The organism is Cupriavidus malaysiensis (assembly GCF_001854325.1).
GTDB lineage: Bacteria > Pseudomonadota > Gammaproteobacteria > Burkholderiales > Burkholderiaceae > Cupriavidus > Cupriavidus malaysiensis.
Window position 1 is genome coordinate 752,399 of sequence record NZ_CP017754.1, and the last position, 20,455, is coordinate 772,853.

17 protein-coding genes are annotated in these 20,455 nt (G+C 69.1%); 9 read left to right on the plus strand and 8 right to left on the minus strand.

The features are described from left to right. Window positions 1-8 precede the first annotated feature (8 nt). From BKK80_RS03225 to BKK80_RS03250, 6 genes are all read left to right on the plus strand, one after another. Window positions 9-983 (plus strand): ABC transporter ATP-binding protein, encoded by a 975-nt coding sequence (locus BKK80_RS03225; protein WP_071070644.1) that lies wholly within the window; start codon window positions 9-11, stop codon window positions 981-983. 89 nt (window positions 984-1,072) lie between these two features. Next, complete coding sequence (locus BKK80_RS03230; protein WP_071010847.1) at window positions 1,073-1,987, plus strand: branched-chain amino acid ABC transporter permease; 915 nt, start codon at window positions 1,073-1,075, stop codon at window positions 1,985-1,987. A 57-nt stretch (window positions 1,988-2,044) separates the two neighbouring features. Then, window positions 2,045-3,121: a branched-chain amino acid ABC transporter permease gene (locus BKK80_RS03235; protein WP_071010848.1), complete on the plus strand. Its 1,077-nt coding sequence runs from the start codon at window positions 2,045-2,047 to the stop codon at window positions 3,119-3,121. A gap of 83 nt (window positions 3,122-3,204) precedes the next feature. Then, entirely contained in the window at window positions 3,205-4,554 is a 1,350-nt protein-coding gene (locus BKK80_RS03240; protein ID WP_071010849.1) for an ABC transporter substrate-binding protein, read from the plus strand. A 101-nt stretch (window positions 4,555-4,655) separates the two neighbouring features. Then, window positions 4,656-5,471 carry an ABC transporter ATP-binding protein gene (locus BKK80_RS03245; RefSeq protein WP_071010850.1) on the plus strand — a complete coding sequence of 272 codons (816 nt, stop codon included), beginning with the start codon at window positions 4,656-4,658 and terminating at the stop codon, window positions 5,469-5,471. A 199-nt stretch (window positions 5,472-5,670) separates the two neighbouring features. Further along, complete coding sequence (locus tag BKK80_RS03250) at window positions 5,671-6,918, plus strand: phenylacetate--CoA ligase family protein (RefSeq protein ID WP_071010851.1); 1,248 nt, start codon at window positions 5,671-5,673, stop codon at window positions 6,916-6,918. Here the strand turns inward: BKK80_RS03250 and BKK80_RS03255 are convergent. The 7 genes from BKK80_RS03255 to BKK80_RS03285 form a co-directional block, all read right to left on the minus strand. Then, window positions 6,909-7,376 (minus strand): YbaN family protein, encoded by a 468-nt coding sequence (locus tag BKK80_RS03255; RefSeq protein WP_084545465.1) that lies wholly within the window; start codon window positions 7,374-7,376, stop codon window positions 6,909-6,911. The two genes, BKK80_RS03250 and BKK80_RS03255, sit on opposite strands and share 10 nt — an antisense overlap. A gap of 54 nt (window positions 7,377-7,430) precedes the next feature. After that, a complete protein-coding gene (locus tag BKK80_RS03260) occupies window positions 7,431-8,408 on the minus strand; it encodes an NAD(P)H-dependent flavin oxidoreductase (RefSeq protein WP_071010852.1) in 978 nt (325 codons plus the stop codon). A 426-nt stretch (window positions 8,409-8,834) separates the two neighbouring features. Next, window positions 8,835-10,028, minus strand: coding sequence for a class I SAM-dependent rRNA methyltransferase (locus BKK80_RS03265; protein ID WP_071010853.1), 1,194 nt, complete (start codon window positions 10,026-10,028; stop codon window positions 8,835-8,837). 138 nt (window positions 10,029-10,166) lie between these two features. Further along, entirely contained in the window at window positions 10,167-10,472 is a 306-nt protein-coding gene (locus BKK80_RS03270; protein ID WP_071010854.1) for an HP0495 family protein, read from the minus strand. 37 nt (window positions 10,473-10,509) lie between these two features. Beyond that, window positions 10,510-11,709, minus strand: coding sequence for a D-alanyl-D-alanine carboxypeptidase family protein (locus BKK80_RS03275; RefSeq protein WP_071010855.1), 1,200 nt, complete (start codon window positions 11,707-11,709; stop codon window positions 10,510-10,512). 67 nt (window positions 11,710-11,776) lie between these two features. Further along, window positions 11,777-12,421 carry an alpha/beta hydrolase gene (locus tag BKK80_RS03280; protein WP_071068590.1) on the minus strand — a complete coding sequence of 215 codons (645 nt, stop codon included), beginning with the start codon at window positions 12,419-12,421 and terminating at the stop codon, window positions 11,777-11,779. A gap of 104 nt (window positions 12,422-12,525) precedes the next feature. After that, window positions 12,526-12,846 (minus strand): (2Fe-2S) ferredoxin domain-containing protein, encoded by a 321-nt coding sequence (locus BKK80_RS03285; RefSeq protein WP_071010857.1) that lies wholly within the window; start codon window positions 12,844-12,846, stop codon window positions 12,526-12,528. 452 nt (window positions 12,847-13,298) lie between these two features. Between BKK80_RS03285 and BKK80_RS03290 the strand changes: the two genes are divergently transcribed. The 3 genes from BKK80_RS03290 to BKK80_RS03300 all read left to right on the plus strand — a co-directional run bounded on the left by BKK80_RS03290 (window position 13,299) and on the right by BKK80_RS03300 (window position 18,017). Beyond that, window positions 13,299-14,597, plus strand: coding sequence for a dicarboxylate/amino acid:cation symporter (locus BKK80_RS03290; protein WP_071010858.1), 1,299 nt, complete (start codon window positions 13,299-13,301; stop codon window positions 14,595-14,597). 73 nt (window positions 14,598-14,670) lie between these two features. Further along, window positions 14,671-16,692 carry a sensor histidine kinase gene (locus tag BKK80_RS03295; protein WP_071068591.1) on the plus strand — a complete coding sequence of 674 codons (2,022 nt, stop codon included), beginning with the start codon at window positions 14,671-14,673 and terminating at the stop codon, window positions 16,690-16,692. 8 nt (window positions 16,693-16,700) lie between these two features. Then, on the plus strand, window positions 16,701-18,017 hold the full coding sequence (locus tag BKK80_RS03300) for a sigma-54-dependent transcriptional regulator (RefSeq protein WP_071010860.1): 1,317 nt from the start codon (window positions 16,701-16,703) through the stop codon (window positions 18,015-18,017). 167 nt (window positions 18,018-18,184) lie between these two features. On the opposite strand, the gene BKK80_RS03305 is transcribed toward BKK80_RS03300, so the two are convergent. Then, window positions 18,185-20,317, minus strand: a complete 2,133-nt coding sequence (locus BKK80_RS03305) for an ATP-dependent helicase (RefSeq protein WP_071010861.1) — start codon at window positions 20,315-20,317, stop codon at window positions 18,185-18,187. Window positions 20,318-20,455 lie beyond the last annotated feature (138 nt).

The following is a 20,455-nucleotide window of genomic DNA, read 5'->3' on the forward strand; positions in this document are numbered from 1 at the left end:
GCGCGAGCATGGACCGGATGGCTTGGCAGGGCCAAGGGATGACACGGCAGGCCGACGGCCCGCCCGAATGGCGCGGTGCGGCGCGCGGCGCGCTCGGCGCCGGCGGCGGTGCGGCCGGTGGCGCGGATGCCGCCGGCGACGCGCCGGCCGCGGACGCCGCCGCGGGGCTGGCAGGCGGTGCGGCCGGACACGGCGAGGCACGCCCGCACGGCGCGGCACAGGTGCTGCTGGACCTGCAGCACATCTCGCTGTCGTTCGGCGGCGTCAAGGCGCTGACCGACATTTCCTTCGATGTACGCGAGCACGAGATCCGCGCCATCATCGGCCCCAACGGTGCCGGCAAGAGTTCGATGCTCAACGTCATCAACGGTGTCTACCACCCGCAGCAGGGCCGCATCGTGTTCCGCGGCGAAGAGCGCCGCCGCATGCACCCGACCGCGGCGGCGCGCCAGGGCATCGCGCGCACCTTCCAGAACATCGCGCTGTTCAAGGGCATGACGGTGCTGGACAACATCATGACCGGGCGCAACACGCGCGTGCGCAGCGGCCTGCTGGCCAATGCGCTGTGGTGGGGGCCGGCGCGGCGCGAGGAGATGGAGCACCGGCGCAAGGTCGAGGAGGTGATCGACTTCCTCGAGATCCAGGCCATCCGCAAGACGCCGGTGGGGCGGCTGCCCTACGGCCTGCAGAAGCGCGTGGAACTGGCACGCGCGCTGGCGGCCGAGCCTTCGCTGCTGCTGCTCGACGAGCCGATGGCGGGCATGAACGTGGAGGAGAAGCAGGACATGTGCCGCTTCATTCTCGACGTGAACCGGCAGTTCGGCACCACCATCGTGCTGATCGAGCACGACATGGGTGTGGTGATGGACATCTCCGACCGCGTGGTGGTGCTCGACTACGGCAAGAAGATCGGCGACGGCACGCCCGGCGAGGTCAAGTCCAGCCCCGAGGTGATCCGCGCCTACCTGGGCGCGGCGCACTAGGAGCCGGCTTCCCGCGGCGCCGTGCGCCGCAGGCGTGGGGATGCAGGCAATACAGGGAATGCAGGGAATTCAGGAAGCACAGGGAACCCATGAACTTCTTTTTCGAGATCCTGATCGGCGGCCTGCTGTCCGGCCTGATGTACTCGCTGGTGGCGCTGGGCTTCGTGCTGATCTACAAGGCGTCTGGCGTGTTCAATTTCGCCCAGGGCGCGATGGTCTACTTCGCCGCGCTGGCGGTGGTCGGACTGATGGACAAGGGGCTGCCGATGTGGGCGGCCGTGATCGGCGCCTTCGCGGTGATGATCGTGGTGGGCATCAGCACCGAACGCCTGGTGCTGCGCAAGCTGGTCAACCAGCCGCCCATCACGCTGTTCATGGCCACCATCGGCCTGTCCTTCTTCCTCGAGGGACTGGGGCCGCTGCTGTTCGGCAACGAGGTGCGCCCGATCAACCTGGGCATCGTCGACGAGCCCATCGAGGCCATCCTGACCCGCTTCAATATCGTCGTCTCCAAGTTCGACCTGGCGGCGGCGGCCATCGCCGGCGTGCTGGTCGGGGCGCTGGCGCTGTTCTTCCAGGTCACCAAGGTCGGCCGTGCGCTGCGCGCGGTGGCGGACGACCACCAGGCGGCCTTGTCGCTGGGCATCCCGCTGCAGCATATCTGGGCCGTGGTGTGGGGCGTGGCCGGCTTTGTCGCCCTGGTGGCGGGCATGCTGTGGGGCTCGCGCAACGGCGTGCAGTTCGCGCTGACGCTGACCGCGCTCAAGGCCCTGCCGGTGCTGATCCTCGGTGGCTTCACCTCGGTGCCGGGCGCCATCGTCGGCGGGCTGATCATCGGCGCCTCGGAGAAGCTGGCGGAGATCTACATCCCGCCGCTGTTCCAGTCGGTGTTCGGCGGCAACTTCGGCGGCATCGAGGGATGGTTTCCCTATGTGTTCGCGCTGCTGTTCCTGCTGGTGCGGCCCGAGGGGCTGTTCGGCGAAAAGCATATCGACCGCGTGTGACGCCGGCGTTCACCGCCAGGCCTTACCACGCACCGCATCGCAGTCGAGGAGACATCCATGTTCTACCGTGAAGCCGGCCAGTTCAAGACCAGCTATATCGCCGACAGCCAGATCTTCCCCATCCGCCAGGACCGCATCGGCTTCGCGCTGCTGATGGCGCTGGCGTGCGTGGCGGTGCCGCTGACGGCCACCGAGTACTGGCTCTCGGCCATCCTGATCCCTTTCCTGATCTTCGGCCTGGCCGCGCTCGGCCTCAATATCCTGACCGGCTATGCCGGCCAGCTGTCGCTCGGCACGGCCGCCTTCATGGCAGTCGGGGCCTACGCCGCCTACAACTTCCAGCTGCGCGTGGAAGGCATGCCGGTGCTGCTGACCTTCCTGATGGCCGGCCTCTCGGCCGCCATGGTGGGCGTGCTGTTCGGCCTGCCCTCGCTGCGCATCAAGGGCTTCTACCTGGCGGTGGCGACGCTGGCCGCGCAGTTCTTCGTGGTGTGGGCGCTGACCAAGTTCCCCTGGTTCTCCAACAACAGCTCCTCGGGCGTGATCACCGCCCAGCGCCTCGACCTGTTCGGCCTGCCGATCGACACGCCGGTGCGCAAGTACCTGTTCGTGCTGGGCATCGTCGCGGTGCTGGCGCTGGCCGCCAAGAACCTGGTGCGCTCGGCCACCGGGCGGGCCTGGATGTCGGTGCGCGACATGGACGTGGCGGCCGAGGTGATCGGCATCCCGCTGATGCGCACCAAGCTGCTGGCCTTCGCCGTCAGCTCCTTTTACTGCGGCGTGGCGGGGGCGCTCTATGCCTTCTGCTACCTCGGCTCGGTCGAGCCCGACGGCTTTTCGCTGGACCTGTCCTTCCGCATCCTGTTCATGATCATCATCGGCGGCGTGGGCAGCATCCTAGGTTCCTTCCTCGGCGCCGCCTTCATCCTGCTGCTGCCGATCCTGCTCGACAACGTGCTGCCGGCGCTGGCCGCGCTGCTGCACCTGCCCTTCACCAATGCCGCGGTGTCGCACGTGCAGCTGATGGTGTTCGGCGGACTGATCATCTTCTTCCTGATCGTCGAGCCGCACGGGCTGGCGCGCCTGTGGCAGATCGGCAAGGAGAAGCTGAGGCTGTGGCCGTTCCCGCATTGAAACCGGGCGCCGCCGCCGCGCGGGCGGACGGCGGCGCGCTCGAGACAACAACTAGCAGTGCCTACAAGGTCAAGGAGACAGTCATGACATCACCGATCCTCAATGCGCGGTCCCAGGCGCGGTCCCTGGCGCTGGCGCTCGGCGCCGCCGCCGCCCTGCTGCTGCCGGCCATGCCGGCCGCCGCGCAGGGCAGCGAGCAGTTCGTCGCGCTGCCGAGCTACCGCGTGGGCCCCTATGGCGCCAACGGCCAGTCCTGGTATGGCGGCTTCATCGACTATCTCAACTATGTCAACCTGAAGGAGGGCGGCGTCAACGGCGTCAAGCTGAGCTGGGAAGAGTGCGAGACCGAGTACAACAACGCCAAGGGCGTCGAGTGCTACGAGCGCCTGAAGTCCAAGAGCACGGTCAGCCGCGGCACCGCCTACCACACCATGTCGACCGGCATCTCCTACGCGCTGGTGGACAAGACCGCCGCCGACAAGGTGCCGCTGGTGATGATGGGCTACGGCCGCACCGATGCGGTGGACGGCTCGGTGTTCCCCTATGCCTTCCCGCTGGTGACCACGTACCAGATGCAGGTATCGGCCATCGTCAAGTTCCTGACCGCCAAGAACGGCGGCTCGCTGGCCGGCAAGAAGATCGTCTACCTGTACCACGATTCTGCCTACGGCAAGGAGCCGATCGTGGCGCTGCAGGCGGAGGCCAAGCTGGGCAAGTTCAACCTGGTGGAGATCCCGGTCGCGCATCCGGGCAACGAGCAGGGCGCGCAGTGGCTGAAGATCCGCCAGGAGAATCCCGATTACGTGATCTTCTGGGGCTGGGGCGTGATGAACCAGACCGCGCTGAAGGCGGCGCAGAAGGTCGGCTTCCCGCGCGACAAGATGATCGGCTCGTGGTGGGCCGGCTCCGAGGAGGACACGGTGCCCGCGGGCGAGGCCGCCAAGGGCTATATGAGCGCGACCTGGAACGTCGCCGGCAAGCACGTGCCGCTGATCGCCGACATCGAGAAGGTGCTGTACGGTGCGGGCAAGGGCAATATGCAGGACAAGGCCAAGGTGGGGTCCGTGCTCTATAACCGCGGTGTGTCCGCCGCGGTGGTGACCGTGGAAGCGATCCGCGTGGCGCAGGGCAAGTTCGGCAAGGGCAAGGTGATGAGCGGCGAGGACATGCGCTGGGCCTTCGAGAACCTCGACCTGAGCAATGCCCGGCTGCAGCAGCTCGGTGCCACCGGCCTGCTGCCGGAGCTGAAGACCAGCTGCGAGAACCACGAGGGCTCGGGCAAGGTGAAGATCCAGCAGTGGGACGGCAGCAAGTGGGTAGTCGTGTCCGACTGGGTCGAGGGCAACAAGAACCTGATCCACCCGCTGTTCAAGGCCACCGCGGCGCAGTACGCCAAGGAGAAGGGCATGAAGCCGGCCTGTCTCAAGTCCTGAGCCGGGCCCCGGGGCGTGGCGCCGCTGCGGCGTCGCATCGCCGTCGCGCCCCGGCTTGGCATTGTCCTGGTCGCTTCTTTCCGCACCTTCCGAGCCGCATCATGAGCCTGCTGTCCGTCAACAATATCGAAGTCATCTACGACCACGTGATCCTGGTGCTCAAGGGCGTCTCGCTCGCGGTGCCGGAGGGCAAGATCGTCGCCTTGCTGGGTGCCAACGGCGCCGGCAAGACCACCACGCTCAAGGCCATCTCCAACCTGTTGCGCGCCGAGCGCGGCGACGTCACCAAGGGCACGATCGAGTTCCGCGGCCAGCGCGTCGACCAGCTCACGCCCAACGAACTGGTGCGGCGCGGCGTGATCCAGGTGATGGAGGGGCGCCACTGCTTCGCCCACCTGAGCATCGAGGAGAACCTGCTCACCGGCGCCTATACGCGCGGGCTGTCGCGCGCGCAGACGCGCGAGGCGCTGGAACGCATCTATGCCTACTTCCCGCGCCTGAAGACCCGGCGCAAGTCGCAGGCGGGCTATACCTCGGGCGGCGAGCAGCAGATGTGCGCGATCGGGCGGGCCATGATGGCCAATCCCAACATGATCCTGCTCGACGAACCGTCGATGGGGCTGGCGCCGCAGATCGTCGAGGAGATCTTCGAGATCGTGCGCGACCTCAACACGCGCGAGGGCGTGAGCTTCCTGCTGGCCGAGCAGAACACCATGGTGGCGCTGCGCCACGCAGACTACGGCTACATCCTGGAGAACGGCCGCGTGGTGATGGACGGCGCGGCCGAGGCGTTGCGCGACAACGAGGACGTCAAGGAGTTCTACCTGGGCGTGGCGGCCAACGACGCCGACGGCGGGCAGCGGACGTCGTTCCGGGATGTGAAGAGTTACCGCCGCCGCAAACGCTGGCTCGCCTGAGACGGGGGCATGGATCTGCTGCGCGGGCCGTGGCGGGTCCTGCGATGCTTGCCGTACCGATGTACGGCTGCGCTTCTCGGACCCGCCACGACCCGCTCGCTACGATCCCCGCCCCCGTCTCGCGAGCGCTATCCGGTTTTCCCAATGCCGCCCGGCTGCGCCGGCGGACGGGCTTTCTTTCTGCACCGACCTATCGATCATGGCTGAACATTTCGATTCGCTGGAGACGCGCGCTCCCGAGCTGCGCGAGCGGGAGCTGCTGGCGGCCTTGGCGCGCCAGGTGGCGCATGCGCAGGCGCATGCGCCGTATTTCGCCGAGGCGCTGCGCGGCGTGGATGCGCGTGCGCTGGTGTCGCGCGAAGCGCTGGCGGCATTGCCGGTGACACGCAAGGCGGACCTGGCCGCGCGCCAGGCGGCGCTGTCACCGCTTGGCGGCCTCAACGCGACGCCGCTGGGCCGGCTGCGCCATGTCTACCGCTCGCCGGGACCGATTCATGAGCCGGACGGCCATGGCGAGGACTGGTGGCGCGTGGGCCGGGCCATGTTCGCCGCCGGCTTCCGCGCGGGTGACCTGGTCTACAACACCTTCTCCTATCACTTCACGCCGGCCGGCATGATGATGGAGTCGGGCGCGCACCGGCTCGGCTGCTGCGTGTTCCCGGCCGGCGTGGGCCAGACCGAGTCGCAGGTGCAGGCACTGGCGGAGCTGCAGCCGCAGGCCTACGCCGGCACGCCGTCCTTCCTGAAGATCCTGCTGGAGCGCGCCGACGAACTGGGGCAGCCGTGCGCCGGCCTGCGCAAGGCGCTGGTCTCGGGCGAGGCGCTGCCGCCGTCGCTGCGCGGCTGGTTCACGGCGCGCGGCATCCAGGTGCGGCAGATGTACGGCACCGCCGACGTCGGCCTGATCGCCTACGAGAGCGAAGGTGCCGACGGCTGGGTGGTCGACGAGGGCGTGCTGGTGGAGATCGTCGAGCCGGGCGGCACGCGGCCGATGGCCGAGGGCGAGACCGGCGAGGTGGTGGTGACGGTGCTGGCCAACGGCGACTATCCGCTGGTGCGCTTCGGCACCGGCGACCTGTCGGCGGTGGTGCCCGATTCAGCGCGGCGGCCGAGTGCCTGCGGCCGTACCAACATCCGCCTCAAGGGCTGGCTCGGACGGGCCGACCAGGCGGCCAAGGTCAAGGGCATGTTTGTGCATCCCGGCCAGGTGGCCGAGATCGTGCGGCGCCATCCGGAGGTGCGTGCCGCGCGGCTGGTGGTGACGGGCGCGGTCGGCGACGACGCCATGACGCTGCACTGCGAAGGCGAGGCCGGCGCGGCGCTGGCCGAGGCGGTCGCGGCTTCGCTGCGGGACATCACGCGCCTGCGTGGCGAAGTCCGTTTCGTTGCCGCCGGCAGCCTGCCGCAGGACGGCAAGCTGATCGAGGATGCGCGCCGCTACGACTGATCGGCGCGGCTGCCGCCGGCCGGCCGGGTCGGCAGCCGCAGCATCCATACGCTGACCGCGGCGGCGCAGGCGATCAGGGTCAGCGAGGCGGCAGGGCGCGCCCGCATCAGCCAGGCGGTGGTGCCCATCGACAGCCACATCATGCTCAGCGCCAGGCACTTGGCGCGGCGCGGGATGCTGCGGTGGACCTGCCAGTCGTACACCAGCGGGCCGAAGCGCGGGTGCGCCAGCAGCCAGCGGTGGAAGCGCGCCGAACCGCGCGCGAAGCAGCCGGCGGCCAGCAGCACGAAAGGTGTGGTCGGCAGCAGCGGCAGGAAGATACCGATCACGCCGAGCGCGAGGCTGAGCAGGCCGAGCGTCACCCATAGCGCGCGCACGGCGCGGGACGCCTCCGATGGATGTCCGGCCGCCGCGGGCAGGCCCGCGGCGCCGTCCAGGCTGCGATCGCCGTCCGTCATGTGCTCCTCGTGTGCCCCCGTGGTGTGCTCCTGGTGCTCCTGGCGCGCCCGCTGTCAGCGCACGATGCCCAGGCGCGCCTTGGCCGCATCGTATTCGCGCTTCATGCGTGCCACGATCTCGCCGACGGCGGGGATGTCGGCGATCTGTCCCACGCCCTGGCCGGCGCCCCAGATGTGCTTCCACGCCTTCGCCTTCGAGCTGCCGCTGGAGAAATCCATCTTCGACTTGTCGGCCACCGGCAGGTCCTCCGGGTCCAGCCCGGCGTTCTCGATGCTCTCGCGGATGTAGTTGCCGTGCACGCCGGTGAAGAGGTTGGTGTAGACGATGTCGGCGGCGGCCGACTCGGTGATCGAGCGCTTGTACTGCTCGCTCGCATGCGCCTCCTGCGAAGCGATGAAGCGCGTGCCCACGTAGGCGAAGTCGGCACCCATGGCCTGCGCGGCCAGCACCGCGTCCCCGCTGGCGATGGAGCCGGACAGTGCGATCACGCCATCGAAGATGCGGCGCACCTCGCCGACCAGCGCGAACGGCGACAGCGTGCCGGCATGGCCGCCGGCACCCGCCGCCACCAGGATCAGGCCGTCCACGCCGGCCTCGATGGCCTTCTCGGCGTGGCGCAGGCTGATGACGTCGTGCAGCACGATGCCGCCGTAGCTGTGCACGGCGTCGATCATTTCCTTGACCGGCGCGCGCAGCGAGGTGATGAAGATGGGTACCTTGTGCTCCACGCAGACGCGCACATCCTGCTCCAGGCGCGCGTTGGAAGCATGCACGATCTGGTTGACCGCGATCGGGCCCACCGGCGCGCCGGGGTTGGCGGCGCGGAAGGCGGAAAGGTCCTCCTGCATCTGCGTCAGCCACTCGTCGAGCAACTCGGCCGGACGCGCATTCAGCGCGGGAAAGGAGCCGACGATGCCGGCCTTGCACTGCGCCAGCACCAGCTCGGGATAGCTGACGATGAACATCGGCGAAGCGATGACCGGCAAGGCAAGGTTCTGCAGGGCCGGCGGGATTTGCTTGGCGGCGGGCATGGGGTCTCCTGGACTACGTGGCGCACGCATCGCGTACGCAGATGAACGGTCGTTCGATTATAGGGAGTTTTGGCCGCGCGGCGCGAACCCCCGCCGCGCTGGATGAAGCCACCAGGAGACGCCAACCCCATCGGCCAAGCATAGTGTCTTGGCTTCCTCTTCCCCGGCCCCTCTCCCGCAAGCGGGAGAGGGGAGACAACCGGCGCGGCGCGGACCTTGCCGCACCGGAAGAAGGACAAAAAAAATGCCCCGCGATACCGCGGGGCAATGACCACGAAGACTGATAGGAAGAGAAGGAGGGACACCTGCCAATGCCGCACTCCCCGATGCGCAATATAGCGGCGCAATGTGACATCCAGGCGACAGGATGGGCGCGGCACCCGGCAGGCGCGGCACGGCCCTGGTGCGGGCCGTGCGCATTGCCGCCTACATCTTCTCCAGCAGCAGTCCCTTCAGGTATTCGCCTTCCGGGAAGGCGGCCAGCATCGGATGGTCGGTGCCGGCGGACAGGCGGCGCAGGATGCGGGCGTCGGCGCGCGCATCGGTGGCGGCGCCGGCCACGATCTTCTGGAACAGCTCCATGCTGATCGCGCCGGAGCAGGAGTAGGTGAACAGCAGGCCGCCCGGGCGCAGCAGCTGCATGCCGACCAGGTTGATTTCCTTGTAGGCGCGCGCGGCGCGGTCGATGTGCTGGGACGACGGGGCGAACTTGGGCGGGTCCAGCACGATCAGGTCGAACTGGCGGCCCTCGGCACGGAACTGGCGCAGGGACTTGAAGACGTCGGCATCCATCCAGGTGGCGCGCGCCGGGTCGAAGCCGTTCAGCGCGACATTGCCCGCGGCGATCTTGAGCGCGTCGCCCGAGGAGTCGATCGAGGTCACGGCGGTCGCGCCGCCGCGCAGCGCGGCCAGCGAGAAGCCGCCGGTGTAGCAGAAGCAGTTCAGCACTTCACGGCCCTGCGCGAGGTCGCCGACCAGGCGGCGGTTGTCGCGCTGGTCGACGTAGAAGCCGGTCTTGTGGCCATTGCGCACGTCGACGTAGTAGCGCACGCCGTGCTCGGTGACGGCGAGCTCGGGATCGGGCTCGGCGCCGGCCAGTACGCCGGTCACCAGCGGCAGTCCTTCGCGCTCGCGCACGGCGGCGTCGGAGCGCTCGTAGACGTTGGGGCAGCCGGTCTCCTTGACCAGCGCCTGCACCAGCGCGTCCTTCCATTGTTCGACGCCGGCGGCGTTGAACTGGCAGACGAGCTGGCCGCGCTCGCCGCTGCCGTAGTAGTCGACGATCAGTCCCGGCAGGCGGTCGGCCTCGCCGAACACCAGGCGCACGGCGTCGGTATCGCTGACCCACTGCCGGCGATGGGCGACGGCGGCGGCGATGCGGCGCTTGAACATGGCGTGGTCGACCGGCTCGTTCTCGTCGAAGGTCCAGACACGCACGCGGATCTGCGACGAGGGGCTGTAGGCACCCTTGGCCAGGAAGCGGCCGTCGGCCGCGCGGATGATGACGGTGGTGCCAGCTTCGCAGCGGCCTTCGGTGGAGGCGATGCCGGTGGCGTAGACCCACGGATGGCGTCGCAGCAGGGACTTTTCCTTGCCTGGCTTGAGGGTGACGATGTTCATCGGAACGGGAAGGGGGCTGGCGCCGCGGCGGATGCGGGCCCAGCGCGAGGGTTGGTGATTATCAGAGGGGGGCGGGCCGGTGGCCGGGCGCGCCCCGCGGTGCCGTCAGGCCGGCCGCGCGGCGGCCGGCCCGGCGCCTTACAGCACGATCTTCACCATCGGGTGCGAGGTCAGCGCGCGGTACAGGTCGTCGAGCTGTTCGCGGCTGGTCACCCAGACGGTGGCGGTCAGGCCGAGGTAGTTGCCGTTGCGCGAGGGCCGCATTTCCATCTTGCCGGCATGGAAGTCGGGATCGAACCCCTGCACCACGGCCACGATGGTCTCGGCGAAATCCTCCTGCATCGTGCCCATGATCTTGATCGGGAAGTGGCAGGGGTATTCGATCAGCGATTCCTGCTGCGCCGGGGCTCCCGGCTTGCCGCCACCGGTTTGGTCGGACGTCATGGCTATATCTCCAGCTTGCTTGCGCTTACTTGCGCTCTTACTTGCGCTTGAACCACAGGCGGATGGTGTCCCACAGGCGGCCGAAGAAGCCGGCCTCGGGCACGTCTTCCAGTGCCACCACGGGGAATTCCGCCACCTTGTTGGCGCCGTCCATCAGCTTGACCGTGCCGACCTGCTGGCCGGCGGCGATCGGCGCCACCAGCAGCTCCTGGCGTTCCAGCACCGGCTTGAGGCGGCCGCCGATGCCCTTGGGCACGGTCACGAAGGTCTCGTTCTGCACGCCGATCTTGACCGTGCCGCTCTTGCCCTTGTAGATCTCGGGCGTGGCCAGCACCTGCCCCTTGTCGTACAGCCGCAGCGTGTCGAAGAACTGGAAGCCGTAGTTCAGGACCTTCAGGCTTTCCTGCGTGCGGATCTGGTCGGTCGCGGTGCCGATCACGATCGAGATCAGGCGGCGCGATCCGTTGGGCACATTGGCCAGCGGCCGCTTGGCCGACGAGATCAGGCAGTAGCCGGCGGATTTGGTGTGGCCGGTCTTGACGCCGTCGACGGTCGGATCGATGTACAGCAGGCGGTTCCGGTTCGGCTGCCTGATCTTGTTATAGGTGAACTCCTTCTGCGAGTACATGGTGTAGTACTCGGGGAAGTCCTTGATCAGGCGCGCGGTCAGCGTGGCCAGGTCGGCCGCGGTGGTGTAGTGGTTCGGGTCGGGGATGCCGTCGGTGTTGGCGAAGTGGGTGTTCTTCATGCCCAGCCGCTGGGCCTCGCGGTTCATCATCGCCACGAAGCCCTCTTCGGAGCCGCCGGTGGCCTCGGCCAGCGCCAGCGAGGCGTCGTTGCCCGATTGCACGATCAGGCCGAGCAGCAGGTCGCGCACGCTGACCGGCTTGTTCGGCTCGATGAACATGCGCGATTCGTCGCTCTTGACCTTGAGCACGATATTGGTCGGCACCACGGTCTGGTCCAGGGTGAGGCGCTTTTCGTGCAGTGCCTCGAACACCAGGTAGGCCGTCATCAGCTTGGTCAGCGAGGCCGGCTCGATGCGCGCGTCGGCGTTCTGCGAGGCCAGGGGCTGGCCGCTGGTGGCGTCGTACAGCATCCATGCCTTGGCGGCCACCTGCGGCACGGGCACGCCCTGGGCGCGCACCGCGACCGGCGCGGCGGCAAGGACGGCGCCGGCCACGAGGGCGGCGGGGGCGATGGCGGACGCGAAAAGCGGCGTGGCTCGATTCAGCATAGTTGAGTTTCCGACAGAGAAAGGTCGCAGGGGAGAACGATCCGCGGGGCTGGCTGCCGCCGTGGCGTCACCGCTCCCATGCGTTGACGACGAGCTGCTTGATCAGGTGCAGCTTGCGGTGAAAGAAGTGATCCGCGCCGGGGATCACGATGACGGGCAGCTCCTGCGGGCGGGCCCAGTCGAACACGCTGCCCAGCGGCACCGTGTCGTCCTGTTCGCCGTGGATGACGATGGTGTCGGCGGGCACCGCGGCGACCTGCCAGCGGCTGGCCGCCGTGCCCACCATCACCAGCCGCTGCGCGGCCGTGCCGGCTTCGGCCAGGCGGCGGGCGACGTGGCTGGCCACGTAGCTGCCGAAGGAGAAGCCGCCCAGCGCCAGCGGCAGCGTGGCCGCCTGCGGCGACCAGGCGGCCTGCGTGCGCATCCACGCGATCACGGCCAGCAGGTCGTCCTGCTCGCCGACGCCGTTGTCATGCTCGCCGGCGCTGCCGCCGACGCCGCGGAAGTTCGGGCGCACGGTGGCGTAGCCGAGCTGCACGAAGCTGCGTGCCAGCGTCTGCGCCACCTTGTTGTCCTTGGTGCCGCCGAACAAGGGATGCGGATGGGCCACCAGCGCGAGTCCGCGCGGCGCTGCGCCCTGCGGCAGGTCGACCGACAGGTCGATGGCGCCGACGGGACCGGCAATGGAGAGAACCTGGGTGTGCGCGTTCATAGAGGCAGGATCTGGCGATGCGAAGGCAAGGTGGAAGGAGGCCGGCGCCGGGCGGGGCTGCGGTCCGGCGCGCGGCGCGGCGGCGGGCTGCCCGGCCGCCGGGCTCAGCGATCGACCATCAGGCGCTCGACCGGCTTGCCGTGCACCAGATGGCTGTCGATGATTTCGTCGATGTCCTGCTCGTCGACGAAGGTGTACCAGACGGCCTCGGGGTAGACCACCAGCACCGGTCCGAGTTCACAGCGGTTCAGGCAGCCGGCCTTGTTGATGCGCACGCGTCCTTCGCCACCGGCGATGCCGAGTTCCTTGCAGCGCTTCTTGGCGTATTCCTGCATGGCCTTGGCATTGTGCGTGGCGCAGCAGGCTTCGCCCGGCGCGCGTTCGTTCAGGCAGAAGAAGACGTGGTGTTGGTAGTAGCTGCTCATGCGTGCTGTGGCGCGTGCGGCGGCACGCGGGCCGCCCGTGCCGCGCGGGACGGTGGTGAGTGTGGAAGGTCGGAATTATACGGCTTGGCGGACGCGGAACCTGCCACTCGCGGCCGCGTCAGGCACGCCGTCCGGTCCCGTGTCGGACCCGCGGCGGGCCGCTGTGATGTATCCAGCGCGCATCCGCCGGGCTCCCCGCCGCCATAAGTGGATGATCGGACGCCCGGATCGGTGCCGTCTCTCCGAAAACCCGGATTGGCGCTTTCCGGATTTCCGGAAAGCCGGAGCCGGCGGCACCTCGTCTGAGTAACATTTCCTTGCAAATCAAAGGCTTGATGCGGCTCCTGGCGCTGGCATGCACGTTGCAAAGAGTCCTGTGGCAGCGCCGCGACCGGAACGGCGCGCGGCCGCGGCGGCTCTCCCGCCGGGCCTAAAGAACCGAGGACGACATCATGAGGAAACCCTTCTACAAGATCCTGTACGTACAGGTGCTGTTCGCCATCCTGGTCGGCATCGTGCTGGGACACTTCTGGCCGGATACCGGCATCTCGATGAAGCCGCTCGGGGATGGCTTCATCAAGCTGATCAAGATGATCATCGGGCCGATCATCTTCTGTACCGTGGTGTCGGGCATCGCCGGCATGCGCGACATGAAGAAGGTCGGCCGGGTCGGCGGCAAGGCGCTGCTGTACTTCGAGGTCATCTCCACCTTCGCGCTGCTGATCGGCCTGGGCGCGGCCCACCTGCTGCAGCCGGGCGCGGGTTTCAACATCGATCCGGCCACGCTGGATACCAAGTCGATTTCGCAGTACGTGTCCAAGGCGCATGGCCAGAGCACGGTCGAGTTCCTGATGCACATCATCCCGGACACGATCTTCAGCGCCTTCTCCAACGGCGACATCCTGCAGATCCTGCTGGTCTCGCTGTTCTTCGGCTCCGCGCTGGCCGCCATGGGCGACCGCTCGCGCATCGTCTTCGACCTGGTCGAGCAGGTCTCCAAGGTCTTCTTCCACATCGTCCACGTGATCACCAAGGTCGCCCCGCTGGGCGCCTTCGGCGCGATGGCCTTCACCATCGGCAAGTACGGTCTCGGCTCGCTGGTGCCGCTGCTCAAGCTGATCGGCACCTTCTACTTCACGGCGATCGTGTTCGTGCTGGTGGTGCTCGGCACGGTGGCGCGCCTGACCGGCTTCTCCATCATCCGCTTCGTCGCCTACATCAAGGAAGAACTGCTGATCGTGCTGGGCACCAGCTCGTCGGAAGCGGCGCTGCCCCACCTGATGGAAAAGCTGGAACGGCTCGGCTGCTCCAAGTCGGTGGTCGGCCTGGTGGTGCCCACCGGCTATTCGTTCAACCTGGACGGCACCAATATCTACATGACGATGGCGGTGCTGTTCATCGCGCAGGCCACCGGCATCGAGCTGACGCTGATGCAGCAGCTCACCATCCTGGCCGTGGCCATGATCACCTCCAAGGGCGCCAGCGGCGTGACCGGTTCCGGCTTCATCACGCTGGCGGCAACGCTGGCCGTGGTGCCCGACATCCCGGTGGCCGGCATGGTGCTGATCCTGGGCATCGACCGCTTCATGAGCGAATGCCGCGCGCTGACCAATATCATCGGCAACGGCGTGGCGACGGTGGTGGTGTCGGCCTGGGAGCGCGAGCTCGACCGCACCCAACTGGCCCGCGCGCTGCGCCACGGCGGCGAACTGGCCGACGATCTTGGCGACGCAGGACAGAGCGCCCGCTGAGAGGGCGCAGGGCGGCCGCGCCGACGGGCGCGGCCAGCGGGTATCATCGGCGCGAGATCCTTCGCCCGCGCCGATGCCGCATTCCGACGATTTCCTCGCCGTGCATGACCCCGCTGCCGCACGCCAGGCTTCGGCGCCCGGCGGCGACGGGCGCTGGTGGGGGTTTATCGCCGCGCTCGCCGGCGGCCTGCTGCTGCTGTGCTGCGCCACCTGGCTGCTCTCCGTGCAGCGCGGCATCGGCGCGCTGGAGCGCGACACCGCCACCCGCGCGGACCGCTACGCAGCGACCCTGGAGGCCACGCTGGACCGCTACGAGTTCCTGCCGGCGCTGGTTTCCTTCCATCCCTTCGTCCACCAGCTGCTGGCCGCGCCCGACGACCCCGCGCGCGTGGCGGCGGCCAACCGCTACCTGGACGACGTCAACCGCAATGCCCATGCCTCGGCCACCTATGTGATCGCCGCCAACGGCCGGGCGCTGGCCGCCAGCAACTATGCCGACCCGGGCAGCTTCGTCGGCACCGACTACCGCTTCCGCCCCTATTTCCAGATCGCCTCGCGCGGCCGGGTCGCGCGCTACTACGCCATCGGCGTGACCAGCGACGAGCCAGGCTACTACATCGCCCAGCCGGTAGAGTCCGGCGGGCGCGTGATCGGCGTGACGGTGGTCAAGCTCAACCTCGAATGGTTCCAGCGCGCCGGCGGCGACCGCGCCGAGCCGCTGATGGTCAGCGACGAGCACGGCGTGGTCTTCCTGTCCTCGGTGCCGGCCTGGCAGTACCGTACGCTGCAGCCGCTGTCGCAGGGACTGGAGGCCGAACTGGCGGCCACGCGCCAGTACCACGACCGCGAGGTCTCGCCGCTGGCGCTGCATGCGCTCAGTTCGCCCGTGACCCGCTGGCTCAACAGCACCGTGCTGGGGCCGGGCTCGCGGCTGGTCGGCGTGGCGCGCCAGGCGGCCCCGGGGCATGCGGCAGGCAGCACCGCCGATGCGGTGCGCGTCGGCAGCGAGCGCGCCGACCGCTACCTGGAGGTCAGCCGCAAGGTGGGGCCGGCCGACTGGACCATGCACGTGATGGCCTCGGTCGACCCGGTGCTGGCCGGTGCGCGCAATGCCACCATCGGCGCCGCGCTGGCCTACGCCTGCGCCTGCCTGCTGCTGGTCAACTGGCGCCAGCGCCGCCAGCGCGCGCGCGACATGCAATACAGCCGGCGGCTGCTGGAGGCCGCCTACGACGAGCTGGAGCGCCGCGTCGAGGCGCGGACGGCCGACCTGATGGCCATCAACGAGCAGCTCGAGGGCGAGGTGGTCGAGCGCACGCGTGCCGAAAACGAGTTGCGCGCGACCCAGGACGAGCTGGTGCAGGCCAGCAAGCTGGCCGCGCTCGGCCAGATGGCGGCTGGTATCACCCATGAACTGAACCAGCCGCTGGCCGCGCTGCGCACCTTCTCCGACAACACGCGCGTGCTGCTCGAACGCGGCCAGCTCGATGCCGCGGCCGGCAACCTGGTCGCCATCGCCGACCTTACCGAGCGCATGGGGAAGATCACCGGCCAGCTCAAGCTGTTCGCCGGCAAGGCGCGGCAGCGCCGCCACGCGGTCGCGCTGCAAGGCGCGCTGGACCACGTGCTGGCGCTGCTGGCACCGCGCCTGGCGGGTGTGCGCCTGAGCTGCAGCGGGCTGGAGGCGGAGCCCGGCCTGGCCGTCTGGGCCGATGAACTCAAGCTCGAGCAGGTGCTGCTCAACCTGGTCGCCAATGCGCTCGACGCAGTGGCGGCCGCGGCGCCGGACCAGCCGCGCATCGCGCTGACGGTCAGCGCCGGCGCGGAGACGGTGACGGTGGCGGTGCGCGACAATGGCACTGGCATCGCGCCCGAGGCGCTGCCCCATCTGTTCGAGCCCTTCTTCACCACCAAGGAGATCGGCCAGGGGCTGGGCCTCGGCCTGGCCATCTCCTCGTCCATCGTGCGTGAGTTCGGCGGCCAGCTCAGCGCGGCCGGCGCCGAGGGCGGCGGTGCCGAATTCCTGCTGGTGCTGCGCCGAGCGCCCGGCCAGCAGGTCGCCGCCGTTGGCCGCGATGCCGGGGTCCATCCATGAGAACTGCCATGCAAGAAGGTCTGCGAGTCCTGTTTGTCGAAGACGAGCCCCTGGTGCGCCAGGCCACGGCCCAGAGCCTGGAACTGGCCGGCTTCTCCGTGCTGGCGCTGCCCTCGGCGGAAGCCGCCATGCCGCACCTGGCGGCGGACTTTCCCGGCGTGCTGGTGACGGACGTGCGCCTGTCGGGCGCCAGCGGCCTCGACCTGCTGCATCACTGCCGCAACGCGGCGCCCGGCGTGCCGGTGATCCTGGTCACCGGCCACGGCGATATCACCATGGCGGTGCAGGCCATGCGCGAAGGCGCCTACGATTTCATCGAGAAGCCCTTCGGCGCCGACCGCCTGACCGACACCGTGCGGCGCGCGCTGGAACGGCGCGCGCTGGAGCTGGAGAACCGTGCGTTGCGGCGCGAGCTGGCAGGGCCGGCCGGGAGCACCCGCATCATCGGCCGCTCGCCCGCCATCGAACAGGTACGTGCGCTGGTGGCCAACGTCGCGCCCACCGACGTGCCGGTGATGATCAACGGCGAGACCGGCACCGGCAAGGAACTGGTGGCACGCAGCCTGCACGCGCTCTCGACACGGCACGACGGGCCTTTCATCGCCCTGAACTGCGGCGCGGTGCCGGAGGCCATCTTCGAGAGCGAGATGTTCGGCCACGAGGCCGGAGCCTTCACCGGTGCCGGCAAGCGCCGCATCGGCAAGCTCGAACATGCCTCGGGCGGCACGCTCTTCCTCGACGAGATCGAAAGCATGCCACTGGCACTGCAGGTCAAGCTGCTGCGGGTGCTGCAGGAAGGCATGCTGGAACGGCTCGGCTCCAATACCTCGATTCCCATCGACGTGCGCATCGTCGCCGCGGCCAAGGGCGATATGGAAGCCCTGGTGGCGCAGGGCGCCTTCCGCCAGGACCTTTACTACCGGCTCAACGTGGTCACCATCCCGCTGCCGCCGCTGCGCGAGCGGCGCGAGGACATCGTGTCCCTGTTCGAGCATTTCATGCTGGTCGCCGCGGTGCGCTACCAGCGCCCGGTGCCGCTGCTGGCCGAAGCGCAGCGCCAGGCGCTGATGCAGCGTCCCTGGCCCGGCAACGTGCGTGAACTGCGCAATGCCGCCGACCGCCTGGTGCTGGGCGTGCCCGAAGGCGGCGCAGCGGCCGCCGCCGCCGACGACGGCATGCCGCTCAAGGAGCGCATGGAGCGCTACGAGCGCGCGCTGATCGCCGACACGCTGGCCCGCACCGGCGGCGCCGTCAGCCAGGCCGCCGACCTGCTGCAGGTGGGCAAGGCGACGCTGTACGAGAAGATCAAGCGCTACGGGTTGTAGCGGTGAGGGTGTGTGCGGGTGAGGTGCGGGTGAGGGTGCACCAACACCAATCGCCAAGCACACTGTCCTGGCTCCCTCTCCCCGCATGGAGAGAGGGCGGGGGAGAGGGGTGGTCTAGCAAGGCGCCACACCCAGCGAAGCCAACGGTGTGATCCAGCACACGAGCGCTAGCGCCACATCTTGCGCATCTTCGCCGCCAGGTCCACCGCCGGCAGCGCGCTGCGTGCCGGTGCGGCATCCACCGGGGGGGGCGGTGGCCAGGCGCGGCTGTGGAAGTTGCCCATCACGCGATTGGGCAGGAAGCGCGTACGCGAGGCGTAGACGTGGCGGTCGCCGTAGCCTGGCTGCTGGTGCACGTAGAAGCGCTGCGGTACCACCACGTCGAGGTGGTCGCGCGCGCGCGTCATCGCCACGTAGAGCAGGCGGCGCTCTTCCTCGATTTCCTCGGTGGTGCCGGTGGCCAGGTCCGAGGGCAGGCAGCCGTCCACGGCATTGAGCAGGTAGACCGCCTTCCATTCCTGTCCCTTGGCCGAGTGGATGGTGGACAGGATCAGGTAGTCCTCGTCGCGCAGCGGCACGCCGGATTCATCGCTGGAGGCGTCGGGCGGATCGAGCGTCAGTTCGGTGAGGAAGCGTTCGCGCGAGGCGTAGGTCGCGGCGATGCGTTCGAGTTGCTGCAGGTCGGCCTGGCGCGCCGCGGCATCGTCGTGCATGCGTTCCAGGTGCGGCAGGTACCAGGCCACCACCTGCTCGAACCCGGCAGGCCAGGACGAGGCTGGTGCCAGCAGCGCGCGTGCCAGCGCCAGCAGGTCGGCCCAGGCCGGTTCCGCGGCCGCGGGGGGCGTGAAGGATTCCAGCGCGAACAGCGGTTGGGTGGCCACGGCGATGGCGTCGAGCATGCGCCCGGCGGTCTTGGGGCCGAAGCCCGGCAGCAGCTGCAGCGCGCGGAAGCCGGCGATGCGGTCGCGCGGGTTCTGCAGCCAGCGCAGCATGGCCAGCACATCCTTGACGTGGCCGGACTCGAGGAACTTGAGCCCGCCGAACTTCACGAAGGGGATGTTGCGCCGGGTCAGTTCGATCTCGAGCTGGGCGCTGTGGTCGGCCGCACGGAACAGCACCGCCTGCGACAGCAGCGCCAGCCCGGCCTCGCGCCGCTCCAGGATGCGCTCGACCACATAGCGTGCCTGCTCGGCCTCGTCGGCCACCACCACCACGCCGGGCTTCTCGGCCGAGGCGCGCTCGCTCCACAGCTCCTTGCTGTAGCGTTCCGCGGCCTGGGCGATGACGGCGTTGGCGGCGGCGAGGATGGGCTGGGTGGAACGGTAGTTGCGCTCCAGCGTGACGCGCGCCGCGGGGGGCGAGAAGTGCTCGGGGAAGTCGAGGATGTTGCGCACCGTGGCACCGCGGAAGGCGTAGATCGACTGAGCGTCGTCGCCGACCACGGTCAGGCCGCGCCCGTCGGGCTTGAGCGCGAGCAGGATGGAGGCCTGCAGCGCGTTGGTGTCCTGGTACTCGTCGACCAGCACATGGTCGAAGCGTGCGCCCATGTCCGCCGCCAGCGCGGGCTCGCCCAGCGCCTGCGCCCAGTAGAGCAACAGGTCGTCGTAGTCGAGCACCTGCTGGTCCTGCTTGGCCTCGACGTAGGCGGCGAACAGGGTGCGCAGCGCCTCTTCCCACATCGCATAGCGCGGGAAATGGCGCCGCAGCACCTCGTCCAGCGGCGCCTGGGTATTCACCGCGCGCGAATAGATGGCCAGGCAGGTTTCCTTGCGTGGAAAGCGCGCGGTCTGCTCGGACAGGCCGAGATCGTGGCGCACCATGTGCATCAGGTCGGCGGCGTCGCCGCGGTCGCTGATGGTGAAGGCGGGCGACAGTCCGATCGTCTCCGCGTATTCGCGCAGCAGGCGGGCGCCGATCGCGTGGAAGGTGCCCGACCATTGCAGTGCCGCCCGTCCGGCGCCGCTGCCGCCGACGGCACGGTCGACGATGCGTTCGACGCGCCGGCCCATCTCGGCGGCGGCGCGGCGCGAGAAGGTCAGCAGCAGGATGCGGCGCGGGTCGGTTCCCGACAGCACCAGGTGGGCGACACGGTGCGCGAGCGTGTTGGTCTTGCCGGAGCCGGCGCCCGCGATGATCAGCAGCGGGCGCTCGCCATCGTGTTCGGCGGCGGCGCGCTGCTCCGGATTGAGGCCGGCAAGGTGCGCGGCCGGCGCGGGCTCAGGGAGCACGGTCGCGGTGGCGGCGTCCGTGCCGGCGTCGGCAGGAAGTAGATCGAGGTCGAGGTCGGGAGAGGCTGGCATGGCGGCGGCGGGCTGGCGCCAACTGTATATCCATACAGCGGTTCTACGCAAGCCGGCAGCGTCCGGTGCGGCGTGGCGGCCGCCCGCGGCCGGCCTTCGCATGGCGCCGGCGTCTCACCGGCGGGCGCGTGCCAAAAA